Raw genomic sequence first — 17,757 nt, 5'->3', positions numbered from 1 at the left:
ATAAAAATAATAGTTGAAAGTAATAACTTTTAATTTATTTTGCTTCAAAAAGTTTGGTTAAAAACGCAAGGTTTAGTTCAATTAGAGCTAAGTATATTTATGAAAGCAGATGTGTTTTCTTCAAAAAATCCGGTTAATACAAGTGATTATCAAACAATTATAACGTGTCTAGAACAGAACGTCCCTTCATTTATTCATCTAGATTTTAGCAATTTACATTTAACGCTTCCACAGTTAGAGGAAATAGCTGCTAAAATCCAAAATAATAATTTTATCGGTAATGTAAGCTGTGGCAAGATGCCTAATGCTTCTAATGATCTTGTACAAAAAATCGAAAGTAAAATTATCTTAAATAATCAAAACTATAAGCATCATCCTAATGACTTTGTGCATGGTTTATTTAGTTTGCACGCTTATATAGATTCTAAAGAAAATGATATTGTAAAATTTGTTGTAGAAAAAGAAAATAGTGAAAAGGTAAAAATCCGAAATGAACAATTAAAAGATTGGAAACTATTTAAAATATTTAACAAGCCTAAAATAGGCAGATATTAGCATATATAAATGAAAATACAAAACAAATAGTGTTTGCTTATCGAGGTGCTACATTTGAAAAGTTAGATTTGTTTAAAACTAATTCACTGCTTAAAGCTTATTTTAAAAGTGTTCTGGGTGGACAGATAGTTGTACAGCAAGCGCCCGCATATGAAGCTACAGGGGAAATGACCAAATATGCTGAAGGGAACAATTATAATTTATCTTTTACCGGCCATTCTTTAGGTGCATGGCTTGCAGAGTTTAGTTTATATTTTGCTCATAGAGATTTTCATTATCCAAAAGCAAAGGCAATCACATTTGATAGTCAGGGTTTTACTACAAAAAGTCTTCAACCACAGATGCATAGTCATGAAACTACCTTTGACGTGAAAAATTTAAATATAACAACTTATTTATCAGCTACGAATTTTGTAAATGTCTGTAATTCGCATATTAATAAATCATATAGATTATTCCCTAAAATTACTCCAAAGCATACAGGCAAGATAATAAATATATTAAATAAAACACCGATAATTAAAAACTATACTCCCTTGTTAGATGGCGTATTATCATTATCCAGCTATTTACTTAACCCAATACTAGATAGTTTTGATCCCAAAACCGGTAAGCCGATAAAATATGAACAGATATTAGATTGGCCTCGCATAGAATATAATCCTAAAGATAACACACTAATAAATAAGGCACTTGATTTTATACCTTTAGCAAGCAATCTCATATATAAAAATGCTACTGTAACGACATTTGGAAGCTTCTTTAGAGGTAATCGATCAGCTTATAATCGGTAATATTGCAACTGGACAATTTTTAGAGGTTTATAAGCATTTAGAAAATAATGCCGCACAAGGATACCCGTCAAAAGAGATCATAACTCCTGAGGGCAAATTTGAACTTTCTTACAAAGGACATTATCGTACAGCAAAAGTAAACTTGTCTGTAGATATAGCAAATACGAATAATAAAGGAAGCAGCGATTACTATTTAAGTCAGTTAAATAATCTAAAGATAGATGCACAAAAAATATCGAGTTTAGTTAAACAACAATTAAAAACCATAAAAGAGCAATATAAAATAGAAAGTAAAAATAGCAAAGACTACATATTTACAAGCTCACCTAACATTAAAGTAGATGATTTAAGATAGCACATTTTAAGGTTAATTGAAGTTAATCCTAAAGCAAAAGAAGTATTGAAGATAGCAAGGCTTATACTACTAATGAATCAATTAAAGTTACAGAAAATAGAATTAGCAATTTACCCCCTTGATCAACTTATAATCTGATTGTCCGTAATGAAATATTACAAAAAATAGAAGAAACTTTAAACAAAAAACGATTTGTAACAGTTAGTGCTTTCGTCGGAACTAAAAGTACTATAGTTATAGAATATGATTGTAAACAAAGAGATAAAGCAAAGAAAATAGTACGTTTTATTTATGTAGATTCTGCAGACAAGGTCCTTGGAACATATAGACAACTTGCTGAGGAACTAGGAATCAATATTAAAAATAAAAATAAAACAGAAGAATTAATAATAAGTTTGGTTAATAAAAAGATTGCTAATTTAAAACCGGCTATATTATTTATTTTTGATAATGTCGAAGACTATACAGATATAGAGCCTTATCTTAACAGTATAATGAATATACCTAACGATAAGACACAGGTGATAATTACTACTAGACATAATAATTCAAGCGATAATATAGAAAATATTAAATTACTACCTTTTAGCAAAGAAGCAGTAAACGAGCTTGGTGAAGAGTAGGTATTACCATTTAAATTATCTAAAGCTGCAGTGTATTAAAAGGAAAATAAATTACTTAAAGTAAATGATTATATTAATAATTTAAAAAATAGTGAAAATTATTACATAGAAACAATTTTATTAGTGCAATCATTAGAAAAATCTCCAGCAGTTTGGCAAATATTACAATATTTAGTGTATTTAGAATCTGATTTTATTAACATAGATTTTTTTAAAGAATTGTTTCTAATAGATGAAGAGAAATTACAAGAATCTATAAAAAGATTAGAAGCATTATCTATAGTAAACGTGATATGCCAAAATGGACAAAATAATTTACAATTACATAGGTTAGTACAAATCTCAATAAAAAATTATATAAGCGACCACTTCGAGCATATAATAAATAAAAAAGAAATTCATGCTAAACTAGTAGAAGCCTTAGATGATTTATTCCCCCAATTAACTAATATTTCAAATGAAGACTGGAAAAGTGTAAAAATACTTTATCCTCATGTGATTAAAATATTAAATGATAATATTGAAATTGATAAATTTAGAAAGCAAATTTATATCAAAAAATAGGTTGTTATAAAGACTATATATTATATAAATTTGAGGAATCATTAAAATATCATCAAGAAACCTTTAAAATATATAAAGTATTATTTAAAGGAAATCATCCGGATATTGCAATGTCTCTTAATAATGTTGGAGCAGTTTACGATAAACTAGGTGATACTGAAAAAGCACTAAAATACCATAAAGCAGCATTAAAGATAAGACAAGAATGGTATCAAAGCAATCACCATGATATTGCTGGCTTTCTTATAACATTGGCGCTGCTTATTATAAATTAAACACAAAATACAAAAAAGAGTCTTAAATAAAATATTTATTAATGCTGTTAAAGATAAATGGAATCGTAAGTTCTCAATTTTAGGAAATGAGGGGTAAAAGGCTATTTAGGTGATAGATATTTAGCAAAACAACTAGGAGCTTTAGCAAATACTAAGAATATAGCAATAGCAAAAATGTTATGTTTTGAAGCAATTTGTTTAATAGCTATTTATAATACTAATAAAAATTTCACTTGTGAAAAAGAATTTGCTATATTCTACCATACATTAATAAAAAAAATAGCAACCGAGTATCCAGAATATTTTATTGACGGCTCGATATTACGGATATGTGTTGATGATAAAGCGATTCTAAAGAAATTGTTAGGTCGTGATTAGTGTGACTATGTAGTTTTACTGTCATCACGAGAAGAATCAGATTTATCCATTAAATTTTTAGCAATATTACTTTCTGAAAGCTTAGCTGATTGGAAATATTCGGAAACAAGTTTTATCACTTCATCACAAAATTCATCTTGTAGCTCTTTACTTGCGGTTAATTTTTGGTTTTGAATTAACTGTATAGCATCAGATTTTTTATGCTCTAAAAATTCTTCAATTTCTTTAGTTTTTTCTTGAATGAGTTGCTTGGTAACTTCATTACTTTCTTCTATCATTTGAGAGCGTAAAGTTTCTAATTTTTGTATTTGTGCGTTGGTTTGTTCAAAGAGCAAAGCAGCATCTTCTTTTAACTTTTCAGCTTTTAGAACTTTTTCTTGGACTTCTAAAATCTTAGCATCTAAAGAATTTAAAATGGCTTTTTTTGCCGGTCTATAAATTAAATATACAAAAATTACAAAACTAACGGCAAGCCAAAAGCTTTCATCTAGGAAATGCATTATTTTACTTTTATATTTTGTAGTAAATTCATATCTGCTTTAATTCTGGCTATTTTCTCAATAATATTAACTGCGAGCTTTATTATTGCTTCGTTTTTATTAGTTCTAAATTGCTGAGCAGCTAAATTTATACCTTCAATATTTTGATTGATAGAGTTTTTTAAATCTTGCTCTAGATTCTTTTTTTTAATTAAAAATTCTGATTCTAAAGAGTCTATTTTTTCTTTTTTTAGCCTATCTATTTCGGTATTTGTTTTGTCTATTTCCTCGTTGTAATATTTATTTAGCTTTTCTACTTCTTGGGTTAGCATATCGGCTTGTGTAATATTATATTGAATCTTTGTCTGTCTATTATCAAAAATTTCTTCGGCTTTTGGAGTTATAAATTTATAAACAAAGATATATAATAAGCCGAAAGTAGCAATAAGCCAAAAAATTTGTGAATAATAGGTAGCAATATCAAATTGAGGCATCTTATTTAAAAATGAATTTTAAGAAAAAATAAGTAACATAGCAATTACAAAGGAAAAAAGTCCCATTGCTTCAGCAAGCCCTGCACCGATCAGAGCCATTCTTTGTAAGTTTTCTGCAGCTGAAGGGTTTCGTGCTATTGAACTAAGTAGAGAGCTAAATATATTACTAACACCTAGAGCCGCACCGTACATGCCGATAGCCATAAGCCCTATACCAATAAATTTTAAAGAAACCATGTCCATAAAAAACCTAACTTTTAATTAATCAAAAAATTTTATCTAACTGTATAATAGGCTTTTTGCACAACGAAGTTAATAAAGAGGAATTTGAAGGAAATACAAAGCACAGAACCGCAGCGTCCAAAAAAGCACGTGAGGATTCAAGCATCGGATTGACGTACAAATTACCTTTAGAAGCAAGTTGTGTGACAGGCCTAGTGTAAATTAATAGCATCATTAAGATACATACAAGATAAAATAGTAAAAATATAAGCTTGAAGTATTGCAACAAAAATTTCAAACCCAATTAGTATCACTATAAGAGGGATTGGCAGAAATTTCAAGTAAATCATTAATGAAACGGTAAAACCGGCTATTACTTTTAATAAAACATGTCCCGCCATCATATTAGCGGCAAGTCGCAATGATAAACTAACCGGTCTTGCTAAATATGTAAACAGTTCAATTACTATCATCAAGGGTGCTAACCATAAAGGAGTACCGTATGGTAAAAAAAGAGTTAAAAAACGTAAGCCGTGTTTTACGAAACCAACTATAGTGACCGTTAAAAATACTAGAATTGCTAAGGTAAAAGTAACGATAATATGACTAGTAGCAGTAAAGCTATAAGGTGTCATACCAAGCAAATTACAAAATAAAATAAAAATAAACAAACTAAAAACTAACGGAATAAATTTGCGTCCTTTTACTCCTATATTCTGATTTAACATATCAGCTACAAGATTATAAATTATTTCAGCACTTACTTGTAATCTAGAAGGTACTAATTTTCGGTTATAAAAAGCTAAGTAAAAATAAGTTAGAGCTACGATGCTAGCAAGTAACATATAGATACTCGAATTAGTAAAGCTGATGTCAAAACCGAACATTTTGATGTCTATCAATTTTTTGATATCAAATTGTGCTAAAGGGCTGTGAGTCATTTCCTTATTTTCTGCATTATAATGTTAAAGCCGGCAATTATTCCTATTATTGTAAATACAATAATAAATAATGGTTTAGAATTAAAAAACTTATCCGTAAATATTCCAATCACGACCCCTACCATTGTACCTGAAACTAAATCTACAGCGATAGTGAATTGGCTAATTTCTTGCTGAACCTTAGAATTAGAAATCTTAGAAGTTTTTAAGTCTTTAATTCTTGCTTTGATATCTTTTAGTTTTTCCGTATTCATACTATACTCGTTTAATTTGAAAAATTGGCTACGTCATATTACTAAGATCTGCGGTGCACATGTAGTTTATCTATGCTCCGCTCCTCGCTTTATATACTCCTTGCTTTTTTCCAAATTAAACTTCGTTTAGTAATGCTTTAATTACTCGTAGTATTAAATTACAAACTCATCTCATTTTTTGCTTTTTCTTTCTGCTCCTCTAAAGCTTTATCGACTGCCGTAGAAATACTATCTATACTATAATTTCCAGTTTGTACTCCGTTAACGAAGAAAGAAGGAGTACCTATAAATTTTGGTGCTTTTGCTACAAAATTAGTATTAGCAATTAGCGTTTCAGTAATTTTATCACTATTTAAACATTGCTTATATTCTTCCGGAGTAACACCGCCAAGCTGACCTATATCAGTTAATAATTCTCTGTATTTATTGCTATATGCCCATTTATCTTGTTGTTGTAATATGATATTATGAAACTGTACAAAACTATTTATATCACCCTTGCAGCGGGCTAAAATTGCAGCGTCTAAATCTTGTTTTGTAGCAATAAATTCACGAACCACATATGCAATTTTATTAGTATCGATATATTTTTTCTTAAGTGCCGGAAAAATTGTTTGATGATAATAAGCACAATGCGGACAGGTAGGAGAAAAATACTCGACTACTATAACATTTGATTTTTTGTTACCGAGAACCATATCATTAACATCAACTTTAAAAGTAACTTTAACAGGTTTTATTTCAGGATTTTTTTGTTCTTGTGAAGCCGGCGTTGCTACTTCATCAGTCTGATTATTATCGTTAGCAGGTACTATCGATTCAGCTGCATTTTCAGAATTTCCTGCTTCTTGATTTATTTCTTGAGAAGTGTTGTTGTTTTGCAGATTCTCCTGCTCGATTATTTGTTTCTCTTCTTGGTTCTTATTTTGTGTTGTTTCTTCTGAACAACTACTCAAAAATAATAAAAACATCAGCACGATAAAAATACTTCGCATAATTTTCCCTTAACTATTAACTCTCTCTACAATAAAAGCGTATCAATTTTATTGCAATAAAAATATCTACTTTATAATAGAAGCAAAATGTGCTATGCTATAAAAAATAATAGTCTAACATTAAGTTCTTAGGCACTAAAACCACTACGGAGGAATTAATAATGGCAAATACAACACAATCCGAAAATAAAACCGCACAAAAATCCGAGTTTAAAATAGGGCAGAGAATTGTCTATCCTGCACATGGAGTTGGTGAAATAACAAATATTGAATATCATACTATTGCAGGTACTGAAATTAAAGTATATGTAATTTCCTTTTCACAGGATAAAATGACATTAAAAGTGCCTGTTAGTAGAGCTGCGGTTGTTGGTCTTAGAGCGGTTGCAAGCAGAAAAGATTTAGATGTCATATACTCAACTCTTCAAGGTAAACCAAAACAAGGAAATAGGATGTGGAGTAGAAGAGCCCAAGAATATGAAGGCAAAATTAACTCAGGTAATATTGTAGCCATAGCCGAAGTATTACGGGACTTACATAAAAATGTTGATAATGATCGTTCTTACAGTGAAAGAACACTATACGAATCAGCTTTAAATAGACTTGCAGGCGAACTTGCTATCCTTGAAAACATCCACCCAACCGAAGCAATTAATAAGTTAGTTGAAGTATTACGTGAAAAATTAGTAGCATAGATATACTCGTTGAACTTGAAAAATTGGCTACGTCGTCTTTGTAAGTCCTCGGATGCTCACGTATTAAGTGCTCCTCGGGTTACAGACTCCTTGCTCTTTTTCAAGTTGAACTTCGTATAGCTGCTCTTCATTACTTGAAGTATATTTTTGCTGGATTGCCACGCTCCTTTTAGTCGCTTGCAATGACGACAAGGTCATGCTAACTTACCCTACTAACAGATAGTTCATCCGGAATTTCTCAAGAGACACAGTAACTACATAGTTAACAAATTCTTTTAACAATTTTGGATCAGTTACTTCTTGTCCTTTATCGTCACGAGCAGTTAAAAGTTTTGAATTAATTTTTTCAAGAACTACTTTCCTAATATCATCAATATTATGCGTACCGTCTAGTATTTCTAAAATGTATTTTTCGTGTATAGGTATACCTATCATATCGTTAATTCTATTAGTAATACTAAACACGTGAGTTGAATTATTGAAATGTGCTTGCTTTGCTTGGTATCTTGCAAATTCGCTAGTTTTAGGTTTTTCAGTGATAGTTGCTATAGCATGCGGCTTGGTTTCAAATATTTTGAGATAACCTTGAAAAATGAATGTGATCAAATGCTGTTCTAATGCTGATAAGAAATCTTGTAGTTGATATTTATTAAGCTTTTTAAAAGCTTCTTTTGCTACTTGTTCTAAGCTTATCGGATTGCTAATATTTTCAGTATATACATATAAAATAGCTTTCATAATCGGCGAAGTGGTTGAAATAAAAGGCTCAGGTAAATTTTCATAATAGAAGCTAATATTTTCCTGTTCGTTAGTTAAATCAACTTCTTTTTCCGGAGTTACCGGTCTAATATTCAGGGTAGTGTAAAACTTTTTTAAATTTTTAAATTCAATTTTTCTGTTTATAGGTATGTCTTGATGACATAATAATGTCGAGCGGAATTTTCTATTAGTGATAAAATCCATATATTGCTCAGTACGCACAATATCATTAACGGCTTGTAGCTTTTCTGCTGCCTTAGTAGGTAAATTACCGATAAACATTGCGGTCATGGATGTATCACCTAAGTAATTTAAATGATTTTTTTGAGATTTTTCTATGAATTGATGAAAATATATACCTGTATTAATTTCACCTAAATATTCATGTAGTACGTATGAATCAGTATATGCAGATAATAATTTTGCTTCATCTCGGAGGAAATGAGAATAAGGAGTTGTAGAATTTTCTAATGAGTCATTGATGAACTTTAAAAGTAATCTAGCTTGCTGTAATTTATCATGGCTAGTATTAAACAACTCTGCATGAAACATCATCATTTCACGTATTGTTCTCTGCATGTTCCAGCCAGGCAGCGTATTATAGCTTACAAAGGCTATACCGTTTGGATTTAGCAGTTTATTACAGACTTCTAGTATTTTATCTTGTACTTCTTTAGGCACCCATGAATATACGCCATGACAAACTATATAATCAAACTTACCGTATGACTCATCAAGGTCCAATATAGATAATGCCTTTAGTTCGATATTTTTTATTTTCAAATCGCTGATAATTTTTTGACCTAATTCTATTTGTATTTTGGATAAGTCAACACCTAAAGATTGTGATTTAGGATATGTTTCAGCAAAGTTAACAAGATTAACGCCGACTCCGCAACCGATCTCAAGTACTTTAGCAGTCTCAAGAGGTGAAGGGTTTAGCCCGAATAGTTTGCCGATAGTTCTTAAATACGGCGGGAAGGTATAGCTGAAAGTAAATGGAGGATAAGGTACTTCATCATAGGATATTTTATTAGCTTGTTTTGTCATATATTTTTCTTTAATAAAAAAATAATTCTAAGGAGTTTTAAAAGATTAAGCAATATTTTTTATAAAGTGTTATTGTATGGCTCTAGAAAAATTCTATAATGTCATGCCGTGGCTTGACCACGGTATCTAAAAAACAATAAAAAATACTAAAATCATTAGTATTTTTAACTGGATCCCGCGATCCAAGTCACGGGATGACAGCGGTGGATTATTCCACGCAAGCAAGCCTTAAGTAGGAATACATAAAAGCCATGCAATAACAGCGTTTTTAGCTAGAAATGACATTATTATACAACCTATAACTTAATCAATTGTGCTTTACTTGCAAAATTTTCTATTCCCTCTAGATCGGTAGCGGTAACCCATAGCTGCATGCTTAAAGCGGTAAAAAATTCGATTAAATATTGACGTCTTTTGTCGTCTAGATGCACAAAGACCTCATCTACAAGTAAAATCGGTGCTATTTTAGTTAGCTTTATAGCATAATTCATTTCAGCAAGGGTTATTGCAATTAGTATAGCTTTTTGTTCACCAGTAGAACAGAATTTGGCTAAGATATTTTTCTTTTGATGCTTCACTAAAAAGTCGCTTTTATGAACTCCAAAGCTAGTACGACCAAGTAGTTTATCTTTGCTTCTTGTTTGATAAAGTTCTGCAGTAATAAAATTAACAATATTTTCGTCGCCATCTAATATTTTTTGTTCAACAATGCCATCAATCGATAAATCGGCTTTTGGAAACTCATTTTCAAGTTCATCTATTGCTTGCTGCATCAATTCTAAGGTTTTTAAGCGATTATTAGCAATGTGACTGGATAGATCAGCCATCTTTTCTTCAATAATTTTAAGCCAATTATCATCTCTTATGTCTTCTGCTAGAATTTTATTTCTCTCATGCATGTAATATTCGTATTTACTAACTAACTCTGCATGCTTTGGATCAAAATTATAAACTATTTTATCAAGAAATTTTCTTCTATCACTGCTACCGCTTGTAAAGATTCCTTCCATTTGTGGAGTCAGCCATACCATACTAGTGAATTTACTTAACTCATTATTAGTTATTTTACTTTCATTATATTCGGTTATTCGTCTATTTGAGTTGCGTTTGATATGCGTACTAAACTCTGCCAGTCCTAATTGACTTTGTAATAAAGCTTTAACGATGCAATAATCTTCTGAAGCTTTGCATATATCGTCAAGTTTAGCCGACCGCATTCCTCTACCTGGATAAAACAATGATATAGCTTCTAAAACATTAGTTTTACCGCTACCGTTTTCACCTATTAAAATTATTGGTGTATTATCTGTTTTTAATTCAAGATTTTTAAAATTACGATAATTTTCGAGGCTTAAGGAATGTAGGAAGATATTTTTCATTTTATGAAAGAGAATAATAGTTAAATTATTGATACGTTGTATACTAGGTGAATTTCAAAAATTGGCTATGTCGTTCTTAAAGAGCTGTGGTACTCACGTATTAAGTATACGTTCCGCTCCTCGCCTTGTGAACTCCTTGCTCTTTTTAAAATTGACCTTCGTATACCAACTCTTCATTTACTTGAGGTATACTGTCTAGAAATTGCCATAGTAGTTTTGCACCTTTTATCGTTCCTTGATATACTAATTTTTGTTCTTGTGGGCTTAAATTATTAATCAAATTTGCACATTCTTGTGTATGCCATTGATCAACTTTACTATGCACGATGAAAAATCGTAAAGTTCTGTAATCTGAAATTCCATAAAATTTTTGCAACCCTTGAATTTTAGAGTCAGATACTTCAGGAGTCTGACACTCATAAGCATAAAGTAGTCCAAGACCTACAGAAAAAGATTCCTCTGTTAATTTAAAATAACCTTGAACAAGTTTTTGAGTTGAGTCTAATTGAGGTGCTGAAGTGAGCTAGTTTCTTAAACACCTAAGTCCTTCAGCAAAACGTTTCCATAGTTCATGGTGATTTTCTTCACCTTGTTCTTCTTCTATAAGATTACCAAGTAATATTTGCCTAACTTGTATATCACTACATTTGGAATGTATTACACTTATATAACGTGGGAAAGCTGTAACGTGATGATAATATTCTTTTGCGTAAACTTTGTAAAGTGGAATGAGTAAGTTTTCCCATATTCCATAATTGATAAAATGGATGATTTAAAAGGTTATATTATTCAAGATCAATATTAAGCTGTTCTAAAAATTTCATGTTACATCTTTTTTAATGAACTTGTAAATTTGATAATCATTTGTTTTATCTATTATTACAGGATGCCATTCTACTAAAAGATTCAGAGGGAAAACAGTATCTCCATCATAATTTTTATTTATTTTTGTAAGTAAAAATTCATCAATAAGATTTTGCTCTAGGAAAAGAATCGCTATTTCTGCTCCTCCAACCATAAAAATTTTCTTATCAGTAAAAGGTTTTATTACCCGCCAAAAATCATCTAAAGATTTAATAAACAATATATTGTTACTATAAAGTTGTGGTGTACATTCTTTGAAAAAACAATACAAATACAATTTTTTAAAATCTTTGTAGCTATAGAGTCAAAGATTTTTCGTCCCATAACTATAATATTATTTTTTACCGTCTGATAAAAATATTCAAACTCCTTAGTATAAGACCAAGGCATCTGACCTTTATTACATATCACTACTTGTGGGTCACATGCCATTATACCGATGATTTTTCTATTTTTCATGAGATGACTGTTTAATCATATGGTCTGCTACAAAAAGTTTTTGATGCTCTATAACATTATGCACTCGTAAATAATCAGCTCCATGCTCTGTTAAAGATTTTGATATTGCTATTGTTTCTAAATCTCTTTCCGATGTTTTGGAATTATAAAAAGCAGAAATATAAGATTTTCGTGAGTGTCCTACCAATATCTCACATCCTAGATTTTTAAATTTTTTAATATGTTGTAATATATAAATTTTAATAAACGGATTTTCCAAAACCAATTCCAGGATCAAGAATGATATTTTTTTTATCAAATCCACATTTGTATAATCTTGTTATTTCTTGCTCTGTCCATATATCTAAGCTAGCAAGCGGAGATTTATCGAAATCAAGGCATTTTTGTTTTTGCGGTGGAACGGTTAATGAATGCATAGTAATAATTTTACAATTATAATCGGCAATTAATCGTAATGTATAGTCATCTAGATTATTTTCAACCAAGTTTATACAGGAAATATGGTATTTTTTTAAAATACGTTTAATTACTTCAGGAGTGAAACGATCAATACTGACTATAACTTCTTTTTCCTTTATAACTTCCCTAAGCTCTTCAAGAACATTCTCAAGCCTTGCATATTCTTCATCTTCATTAATAATTAAAGCAGAAGGACGTGTTGATTGTGATCCCAGCTCAATTATTTTAGCTCCTTCATTTATCAAGCATACAAAATTTCTAACGGCATCTTCTTTATGAAAATTTAATCCTCCATCAGAAAAAAAATCAGGAGTAATATTTAAAATACGACAAATTGAGGATTTAAAACAAGAGAGCGTATAACTCCTTGATTTTCAATTAAATGTGCTATTTCTGCAAAGGTTTTATTGTTGTAAAAATTATTAGTCGGACATGAATAACGACATTCCAAACTTAAACCTGCAATTAGATGAATAAGAAACGGTCTGTTTAATAATTCAGGATGCGGTATTTTTAAATCAGGCAAATCTATATGGTAATTACTCCAAAGTAGGATATCTAAGTCAATAACTCTTGGAGACCATTTATCGTAAGAGCTTGCTCTACTTAGTTGTTTTTCAATCTTTTTAAGCTCAATTAGAAGTTTACTAGGCGTTAAAGTACTTTTACCATGCACCACCATATTTAAATATGGTTTATTCCAAGCTTTATCGGCATTAGGTGGTAGAATAACTTGTGTTTCAAAAATAATAGATTGCTTAAGCAATCTAAAATTACAGCTTTTTAGTAAATTTAGAGCTTTTTTAATATTTAAAAATCTATTACCTAAATTACTACCTATAGAAATATAAATCATAGTCCCTCCTTTCATGAATAAGAAAAAGAAACTCCGCCATGCACTCCTGAAACCGGTGATTTTAATTTAGTAACGGTTATGTTTAGAAAAATCTTTTCTAATTTAGATCTGATAAAATTTTGATAAATAATATCATATATTTGTGCGGCTAAATGCTCGATAAGATTAAAGTGATTTTCTTAAGCAAGTTTTTGTACTAGCCGTACGATTTCTGCATAACAAACAGTATCGTTTATATTATCCGTTACAGTAGGAGGCCGGAGGAGTTGCATGTTTTTACAAGTTGAGCATGGTGTTTTTCTTGAGTACTGCAAGCCAAGATGTACCCAAGTTATTAGTTCTGAAATATTAAGTTTACATGCATAATTTAAGTTGAAAGCTTGATACCTATCATAATGTTAATGTTAGCTTAGTATAAGCTCTTTATAAAAAGATATAATAGTTAAATTGAGATATCGCCACTTTTTTTAAAGCCGGCATGAGCTTTTTCAAGTTTTTTAATAAGTCTAGGTGAATATGATTTAATATCTTTTTCCTTGCCGCCTTCATATTTTTTAGCGAGCTTCATTCCTCCTCTTATCATGTTATAGGCGAAGTTCATTAGCTTTGTTTCGCCTGCTATTCTTTTTGGGTTCATAAACATATAAACTTGATAAACGGCAAAGCTCTTTATTAAACGCTTTAAGTCTATTCTAGCTTGTTTGGTTAAACCTTGCAATTTGTCTTTTGGGTTTGCAAGGTTTTTATTAGCATCTCTAATTATTTTAGAATGCTGATGCATTAAATAATTACTGACTTCAGCAACATTCTTGTTAATGAGCTTCTCATCCATTTTAAGCATTTTAAGCTTTAAGTTTTTAGTTTTACCTAAATATTTACGGATTAATAAGATAATTCGGCTTTGCAGTTGAGTTAAATCCATAGTTTGCTCGTTTAAGATAGCAAGTATTCGTTCTATCTCATACTCAAATTCTTCATTTTGGCTTAATTCTTCAAAAATTTCCTCTACCTCTTTACTCTCAAGTACAAGATCATCACTAATACCCATTAATGCATCTTTTATTTGATCAGCAATTTTTTTGGTATCTTCGGAAAATTGATTATTTGTCATAACCTAATTCATCGTTAAATATAGCTATTTTTATACTAGCACCACATTTCTACTTGTCTATTAAAATTGTATTAAGAGATATTAAATTTTTCTCATTTAGGATACTCTGAGGAATTATAACACGCACCTAACATATTGCTAGAATCTTCATTATTATCATAATATGGTCTAAATGAAGAATTAAGGTTTTTCAATCATCGAATTTAAGTAAAGATGCTTTAAAGTACGAATCATGTGACTGACTTGTCGTAATATGCGTATAATAAGTTTCTAGTGTTTCTTCTTTAAATTTTTCTGCTAAATTTTTGTATTTTTCAGCTTCTTGTATAAATTTAAGTTGACTACACGGTGAAGAAATCATTGATGTTAACTCTTTAGACAAATCATATAATATTCCATAAGGTTTAGGTCTTCCTTGTTCTTCTATGAGGGCTTTTGTTTAAGGCAACATACTTTTAGTGAATCTTGCAGACTTTTTACTGGTATATCTAGATTATATTGGTTATAAAAAATCAATTTGTTTTGAATATAATTCAATTATTTATGATGTTAATTTCGCTGTATCTTGCGAATTCTTTTGCTGTATGTTCTTTTTTAGTTCTGATTCTTTGAGATGTAATAATTTACTAAAAGCTTCTTGTGCATAAGATATACGAGTAGTATTTTTTGAAATATTCTAAAGCTTTTACATAATTTTCGCTCTTAAATTCAATCTTCCCAAGTGTTATATTTGCCTCTTCAGAACCAAGGTTAGCAGCGTTTTTATATAATTCTATTGATTCTTCAGATAGTTTTGTTGAGCCATGAGCTGTATAGCTTTGTGCTTGTTGACAATAAATTTCTGCTAATTGATGTTTATATAAGTTTTCGTTTTTATAACAATCAATAATAGATTTAAGAAGTTCTTTTAGTAATTTTTCTAATAAATTGTAAATAGGTAGCTCTTGATCAGGTAACACAGGTTTATGTAAAAGCTTATCATATATTACTTTATCGAGATTTTGAGATATTTCTGTAATAGATTTAGAGGCGGTAATATACTTCCCAAGAGATTTAGCTTCTTGCTTGCTGACTGAGCCTATTAGTTTTTCTAAATTACTAATGCTATTATTTATAGTTATACCTAATACATTATTAAAATTCTTAAAGCTCTTTGTTAAAAATCATTTAATATTATCTAGATTTTCAACATTAGGGTCAGAATTGTTAATATGCTGTAAAAAGTTTTTTAAGTTATATATATTCTTGATTGCTTTTAAATCTAAAACATCGTTATTTTTGATATCTTCATAAAATTTTTCAATAGTCTCATTTAATTTGTTATAGAATGAATCTTTATCTTTGCATATTGTATGCTTAAATGATTCTAATAACTTTTTTTTATATTAGATACCCCAAGGTTACTAAATAAATCGTTAAACCATTAAACCATTTTGCAGAATTAATTGTAACCAAATTTTTTTTTGCAGCAAATTTGATGTCAGATAAATATTTACGATAATTTAGAAGGTTCTCTAATTTATTTTCTGATTTCGATGTTTCTAAAAGTTGATTTCGTTTTTTAACGATTTCTAAGAAAATTCCTATAGTTTTGCCATTGTCTTCAAAACTTACATTACTTTTTATATTTTGTTCCAATTTTTGCTATATATGTTTTAAGCTCATTGATACTAATTGGTATTTCTTTATCAATTACATTTATAGAATTTAAAATATATGTTCGATTTTCACCATCGATTGTTATTTTATTATATTCATCTGGAATAATATAATTATCATCTGTAATATTTAATAGATCTTTATAGTCTTTTGCTTGTTTGCTAGCTTGAGGTAATAAATAGAACCTTTTATTTTATTAATGATACTCTTTTGTTCATTGCTAAAATTACCGAGTGTTATAATGTCATCAATAATTTTTTTTAGATATACTAAGTATTATTATTGCTTGCTGGGCTATCGGTCACTACTATAAATAAATTATCTTCATTTATATCAATATATCTCAATAATTTAGTAAATTGTTCAAATATACCGACAAGTTTTTCTAGATTGGCTTTAACAAGGGAAGAGTGAAAGTTTTTGGTTTCAATATTTTTTATTGCTAATATAAATTTAGTAGGAGTCGTACTTAGAATTTTTTGTAGCAAAAATTTATCAATAGTAGATTCATAGGATGAATTAGAAGCATCCAAATAAGAACTTTTATATGTTAAATACCTGTCGTTTTTTATATAAAAACTATCTAAAATATTTGAACTTTCTGTTAGACTTTTTTTTGAGCAGTCCCAATCTCCATACTCATTACTTGCTAATATTAATTCACCGTCTTTAAGAAAATTAGCTATGAGATTTCAATCTTCTTTCTCTCGTCCTAATATAATTATAGCTTTATTACTCCTATCAATAATAGATTCATGTTTCTCACTATCTTTATTAATTAAGTCGATAAAATTTTTATCCTTTAACATATCAGATATAATAATTGTCCATTTCTGCTTCTTCTGCCTCCTCTACTTCTTCTTTGTTCAACATCATTGTATTTCTCATATTTTCTGCTTTATTGTGTTTAATATTATCTGTTATTTCAAACGAATTTTGATTTAGGGGTGTGTGTCGGTTGAGTTTCATTATTGTTGTCATTTAGTATTTGAAATAAATGCTATTTCAGAAATAGTGTTATCTTACGATTGCCGTATTTTCTTGTTTTTTAAATTTATAATTTAAATGTTTTACATAAGTGGTATAATTGTACATGATTAATCTGTTGCCTAGTTGTTTTTTATTTAATAATCTTAACCTTAAGATTAACTCAAAAAATTTTAATCTAGTTAATAAATTAACTAATTTTTAACTAAAATATCACAATTTGGATATTATGATCTTTAATATAGTAAAAGATGATTTTTATTGCATATATGATAAGAATAAGTTTTACTTAGATTATGAGACATAATAAAAACCAAGTGTATCTTATAAAAATTTTTATAGCCTTAGCTATGATTACGGGTATAATATTTTTATGTTTATTTTATTCTTCATTAACTCTGTCTAAGTTTAAGATTGGTGCAAAAACTAGTAATACAGACGATTCGCCTAAAATTAAGTTTACTCTTATAGATCAAGCAGGAAAGAAATTTGATAGTACCCATTTGCAAGGTCATTTAAGTTTGATTTATTTTGGTACTACCTATTCCTT

The 17,757-nt window shown here is 29.4% G+C and carries 25 protein-coding genes and 4 pseudogenes; 9 read left to right on the top strand and 20 right to left on the bottom strand.

Going from position 1 to position 17,757, the window contains the following annotated elements:
- The first annotated feature begins 39 nt into the window (after positions 1–39).
- The 7 genes from A452_RS11635 (at position 40) to A452_RS0100115 (ending at position 3,544) form a co-directional block, all read left to right on the top strand.
- Positions 40–555: a hypothetical protein gene (locus tag A452_RS11635; RefSeq protein ID WP_014412030.1), complete on the top strand. Its 516-nt coding sequence runs from the start codon at positions 40–42 to the stop codon at positions 553–555.
- A gap of 29 nt (positions 556–584) precedes the next feature.
- Positions 585–1,349 carry an alpha/beta hydrolase family protein gene (locus A452_RS10700; RefSeq protein ID WP_017208447.1) on the top strand — a complete coding sequence of 255 codons (765 nt, stop codon included), beginning with the start codon at positions 585–587 and terminating at the stop codon, positions 1,347–1,349.
- Positions 1,306–1,704: a hypothetical protein gene (locus tag A452_RS0100135; RefSeq protein WP_017208446.1), complete on the top strand. Its 399-nt coding sequence runs from the start codon at positions 1,306–1,308 to the stop codon at positions 1,702–1,704. The genes A452_RS10700 and A452_RS0100135 overlap by 44 nt, the downstream gene beginning before the upstream one ends.
- Before the next feature lie 395 nt (positions 1,705–2,099).
- The gene (locus A452_RS11630) at positions 2,100–2,327 is read left to right on the top strand and encodes a hypothetical protein (protein WP_014412031.1); all 228 of its coding nucleotides are present in this window, start codon (positions 2,100–2,102) and stop codon (positions 2,325–2,327) included.
- A gap of 123 nt (positions 2,328–2,450) precedes the next feature.
- The gene (locus A452_RS11510; protein WP_017208445.1) at positions 2,451–2,891 is read left to right on the top strand and encodes a hypothetical protein; all 441 of its coding nucleotides are present in this window, start codon (positions 2,451–2,453) and stop codon (positions 2,889–2,891) included.
- Positions 2,888–3,166 (top strand): tetratricopeptide repeat protein, encoded by a 279-nt coding sequence (locus tag A452_RS11505; protein WP_196794051.1) that lies wholly within the window; start codon positions 2,888–2,890, stop codon positions 3,164–3,166. The genes A452_RS11510 and A452_RS11505 overlap by 4 nt, the downstream gene beginning before the upstream one ends.
- A gap of 174 nt (positions 3,167–3,340) precedes the next feature.
- Entirely contained in the window at positions 3,341–3,544 is a 204-nt protein-coding gene (locus A452_RS0100115; protein ID WP_017208443.1) for a hypothetical protein, read from the top strand.
- A gap of 5 nt (positions 3,545–3,549) precedes the next feature.
- Here the strand turns inward: A452_RS0100115 and A452_RS0100110 are convergent, their stop codons facing one another.
- The 6 genes from A452_RS0100110 to A452_RS0100085 all read right to left on the bottom strand — a co-directional run bounded on the left by A452_RS0100110 (position 3,550) and on the right by A452_RS0100085 (position 6,929).
- The gene (locus A452_RS0100110; RefSeq protein WP_014412032.1) at positions 3,550–4,044 is read right to left on the bottom strand and encodes a F0F1 ATP synthase subunit B; all 495 of its coding nucleotides are present in this window, start codon (positions 4,042–4,044) and stop codon (positions 3,550–3,552) included.
- Complete coding sequence (locus tag A452_RS0100105; protein ID WP_014412033.1) at positions 4,044–4,517, bottom strand: F0F1 ATP synthase subunit B family protein; 474 nt, start codon at positions 4,515–4,517, stop codon at positions 4,044–4,046. The genes A452_RS0100110 and A452_RS0100105 overlap by 1 nt, the downstream gene beginning before the upstream one ends.
- Positions 4,518–4,535: 18 nt before the next feature.
- Positions 4,536–4,760, bottom strand: coding sequence for a F0F1 ATP synthase subunit C (locus A452_RS0100100; RefSeq protein ID WP_010420727.1), 225 nt, complete (start codon positions 4,758–4,760; stop codon positions 4,536–4,538).
- 191 nt (positions 4,761–4,951) lie between these two features.
- The gene (locus tag A452_RS0100095) at positions 4,952–5,680 is read right to left on the bottom strand and encodes a F0F1 ATP synthase subunit A (RefSeq protein ID WP_014412035.1); all 729 of its coding nucleotides are present in this window, start codon (positions 5,678–5,680) and stop codon (positions 4,952–4,954) included.
- Positions 5,677–5,934 (bottom strand): AtpZ/AtpI family protein, encoded by a 258-nt coding sequence (locus tag A452_RS0100090; RefSeq protein ID WP_014412036.1) that lies wholly within the window; start codon positions 5,932–5,934, stop codon positions 5,677–5,679. The genes A452_RS0100095 and A452_RS0100090 overlap by 4 nt, the downstream gene beginning before the upstream one ends.
- A 158-nt stretch (positions 5,935–6,092) precedes the next feature.
- The gene (locus A452_RS0100085) at positions 6,093–6,929 is read right to left on the bottom strand and encodes a DsbA family protein (protein WP_025999523.1); all 837 of its coding nucleotides are present in this window, start codon (positions 6,927–6,929) and stop codon (positions 6,093–6,095) included.
- Positions 6,930–7,090: 161 nt separating this feature from the next.
- On the opposite strand from A452_RS0100085, the gene A452_RS0100080 reads away from it, so the two are divergent.
- The gene (locus A452_RS0100080; protein ID WP_014412038.1) at positions 7,091–7,624 is read left to right on the top strand and encodes a CarD family transcriptional regulator; all 534 of its coding nucleotides are present in this window, start codon (positions 7,091–7,093) and stop codon (positions 7,622–7,624) included.
- 204 nt (positions 7,625–7,828) lie between these two features.
- Here A452_RS0100080 and A452_RS0100075 read toward each other — a convergent pair whose 3' ends face one another.
- The 14 genes and pseudogenes from A452_RS0100075 to A452_RS10975 form a co-directional block, all read right to left on the bottom strand.
- Positions 7,829–9,433 (bottom strand): class I SAM-dependent methyltransferase, encoded by a 1,605-nt coding sequence (locus tag A452_RS0100075; protein ID WP_014412039.1) that lies wholly within the window; start codon positions 9,431–9,433, stop codon positions 7,829–7,831.
- A 296-nt stretch (positions 9,434–9,729) separates the two neighbouring features.
- Positions 9,730–10,812 (bottom strand): DNA replication/repair protein RecF, encoded by a 1,083-nt coding sequence (gene recF / locus A452_RS0100070; protein ID WP_014412040.1) that lies wholly within the window; start codon positions 10,810–10,812, stop codon positions 9,730–9,732.
- A gap of 145 nt (positions 10,813–10,957) precedes the next feature.
- Positions 10,958–11,470 (bottom strand): annotated as a pseudogene (locus A452_RS07705) (CADD family putative folate metabolism protein).
- A 162-nt stretch (positions 11,471–11,632) separates the two neighbouring features.
- Positions 11,633–12,135: pseudogene (locus A452_RS12675) on the bottom strand (dihydrofolate reductase).
- Positions 12,125–12,322, bottom strand: a complete 198-nt coding sequence (locus A452_RS12385; protein ID WP_274517395.1) for a pterin-binding domain-containing protein — start codon at positions 12,320–12,322, stop codon at positions 12,125–12,127. Before A452_RS12385 ends, A452_RS12675 begins: the two are co-directional and overlap by 11 nt.
- Positions 12,323–12,374: 52 nt before the next feature.
- A pseudogene (locus tag A452_RS11625) lies at positions 12,375–12,860 on the bottom strand (dihydropteroate synthase); the annotation flags it as partial.
- 53 nt (positions 12,861–12,913) lie between these two features.
- Positions 12,914–13,450 carry a 2-amino-4-hydroxy-6-hydroxymethyldihydropteridine diphosphokinase gene (folK, locus tag A452_RS09145; RefSeq protein ID WP_162828816.1) on the bottom strand — a complete coding sequence of 179 codons (537 nt, stop codon included), beginning with the start codon at positions 13,448–13,450 and terminating at the stop codon, positions 12,914–12,916.
- 179 nt (positions 13,451–13,629) lie between these two features.
- A complete protein-coding gene (locus tag A452_RS11620) occupies positions 13,630–13,722 on the bottom strand; it encodes a dihydroneopterin aldolase (protein ID WP_238533847.1) in 93 nt (30 codons plus the stop codon).
- A 170-nt stretch (positions 13,723–13,892) separates the two neighbouring features.
- On the bottom strand, positions 13,893–14,561 hold the full coding sequence (locus A452_RS0100040) for a DUF5394 family protein (RefSeq protein WP_017208438.1): 669 nt from the start codon (positions 14,559–14,561) through the stop codon (positions 13,893–13,895).
- 190 nt (positions 14,562–14,751) lie between these two features.
- Entirely contained in the window at positions 14,752–14,943 is a 192-nt protein-coding gene (locus A452_RS07690; protein WP_238533846.1) for a hypothetical protein, read from the bottom strand.
- 244 nt (positions 14,944–15,187) lie between these two features.
- Positions 15,188–15,520: a hypothetical protein gene (locus A452_RS07685; RefSeq protein WP_017208436.1), complete on the bottom strand. Its 333-nt coding sequence runs from the start codon at positions 15,518–15,520 to the stop codon at positions 15,188–15,190.
- A 421-nt stretch (positions 15,521–15,941) separates the two neighbouring features.
- Complete coding sequence (locus A452_RS0100025) at positions 15,942–16,199, bottom strand: hypothetical protein (protein ID WP_014412043.1); 258 nt, start codon at positions 16,197–16,199, stop codon at positions 15,942–15,944.
- Positions 16,200–16,489: 290 nt separating this feature from the next.
- Positions 16,490–16,753: a hypothetical protein gene (locus A452_RS0100020; RefSeq protein ID WP_014412044.1), complete on the bottom strand. Its 264-nt coding sequence runs from the start codon at positions 16,751–16,753 to the stop codon at positions 16,490–16,492.
- A 277-nt stretch (positions 16,754–17,030) separates the two neighbouring features.
- The gene (locus A452_RS10975; protein WP_017208434.1) at positions 17,031–17,189 is read right to left on the bottom strand and encodes a hypothetical protein; all 159 of its coding nucleotides are present in this window, start codon (positions 17,187–17,189) and stop codon (positions 17,031–17,033) included.
- Between the two features lie 314 nt (positions 17,190–17,503).
- On the opposite strand from A452_RS10975, the pseudogene A452_RS0100005 reads away from it, so the two are divergent.
- Positions 17,504–17,757 (top strand): annotated as a pseudogene (locus tag A452_RS0100005) (SCO family protein); the annotation flags it as partial.

Source organism: Rickettsia australis str. Phillips (assembly GCF_000273745.1).
Taxonomy (GTDB): domain Bacteria; phylum Pseudomonadota; class Alphaproteobacteria; order Rickettsiales; family Rickettsiaceae; genus Rickettsia; species Rickettsia australis.
The sequence above is the reverse complement of the archived record's forward strand: the minus strand, read 5'-3'. Positions and strand labels throughout refer to the sequence as shown.

Bases quoted from the DNA above. Each gene is read 5' to 3' on its own strand.
- A452_RS0100080 (WP_014412038.1), top strand. From the start codon at position 7,091: ATGGCAAATACAACACAATCCGAAAATAAAACCGCACAAAAATCCGAG.
- A452_RS11620 (WP_238533847.1), bottom strand. From the start codon at position 13,722: ATGCAACTCCTCCGGCCTCCTACTGTAACGGATAATATAAACGATACT.
- A452_RS0100110 (WP_014412032.1), bottom strand. From the start codon at position 4,044: ATGCATTTCCTAGATGAAAGCTTTTGGCTTGCCGTTAGTTTTGTAATT.
- A452_RS0100100 (WP_010420727.1), bottom strand. From the start codon at position 4,760: ATGGACATGGTTTCTTTAAAATTTATTGGTATAGGGCTTATGGCTATC.
- A452_RS0100085 (WP_025999523.1), bottom strand. From the start codon at position 6,929: ATGCGAAGTATTTTTATCGTGCTGATGTTTTTATTATTTTTGAGTAGT.
- recF (WP_014412040.1), bottom strand. From the start codon at position 10,812: ATGAAAAATATCTTCCTACATTCCTTAAGCCTCGAAAATTATCGTAAT.
- A452_RS10975 (WP_017208434.1), bottom strand. From the start codon at position 17,189: ATGAAACTCAACCGACACACACCCCTAAATCAAAATTCGTTTGAAATA.
- A452_RS0100095 (WP_014412035.1), bottom strand. From the start codon at position 5,680: ATGACTCACAGCCCTTTAGCACAATTTGATATCAAAAAATTGATAGAC.
- A452_RS0100090 (WP_014412036.1), bottom strand. From the start codon at position 5,934: ATGAATACGGAAAAACTAAAAGATATCAAAGCAAGAATTAAAGACTTA.
- A452_RS0100075 (WP_014412039.1), bottom strand. From the start codon at position 9,433: ATGACAAAACAAGCTAATAAAATATCCTATGATGAAGTACCTTATCCT.
- folK (WP_162828816.1), bottom strand. From the start codon at position 13,450: ATGATTTATATTTCTATAGGTAGTAATTTAGGTAATAGATTTTTAAAT.
- A452_RS0100105 (WP_014412033.1), bottom strand. From the start codon at position 4,517: ATGCCTCAATTTGATATTGCTACCTATTATTCACAAATTTTTTGGCTT.
- A452_RS0100040 (WP_017208438.1), bottom strand. From the start codon at position 14,561: ATGACAAATAATCAATTTTCCGAAGATACCAAAAAAATTGCTGATCAA.
- A452_RS0100115 (WP_017208443.1), top strand. From the start codon at position 3,341: ATGTTATGTTTTGAAGCAATTTGTTTAATAGCTATTTATAATACTAAT.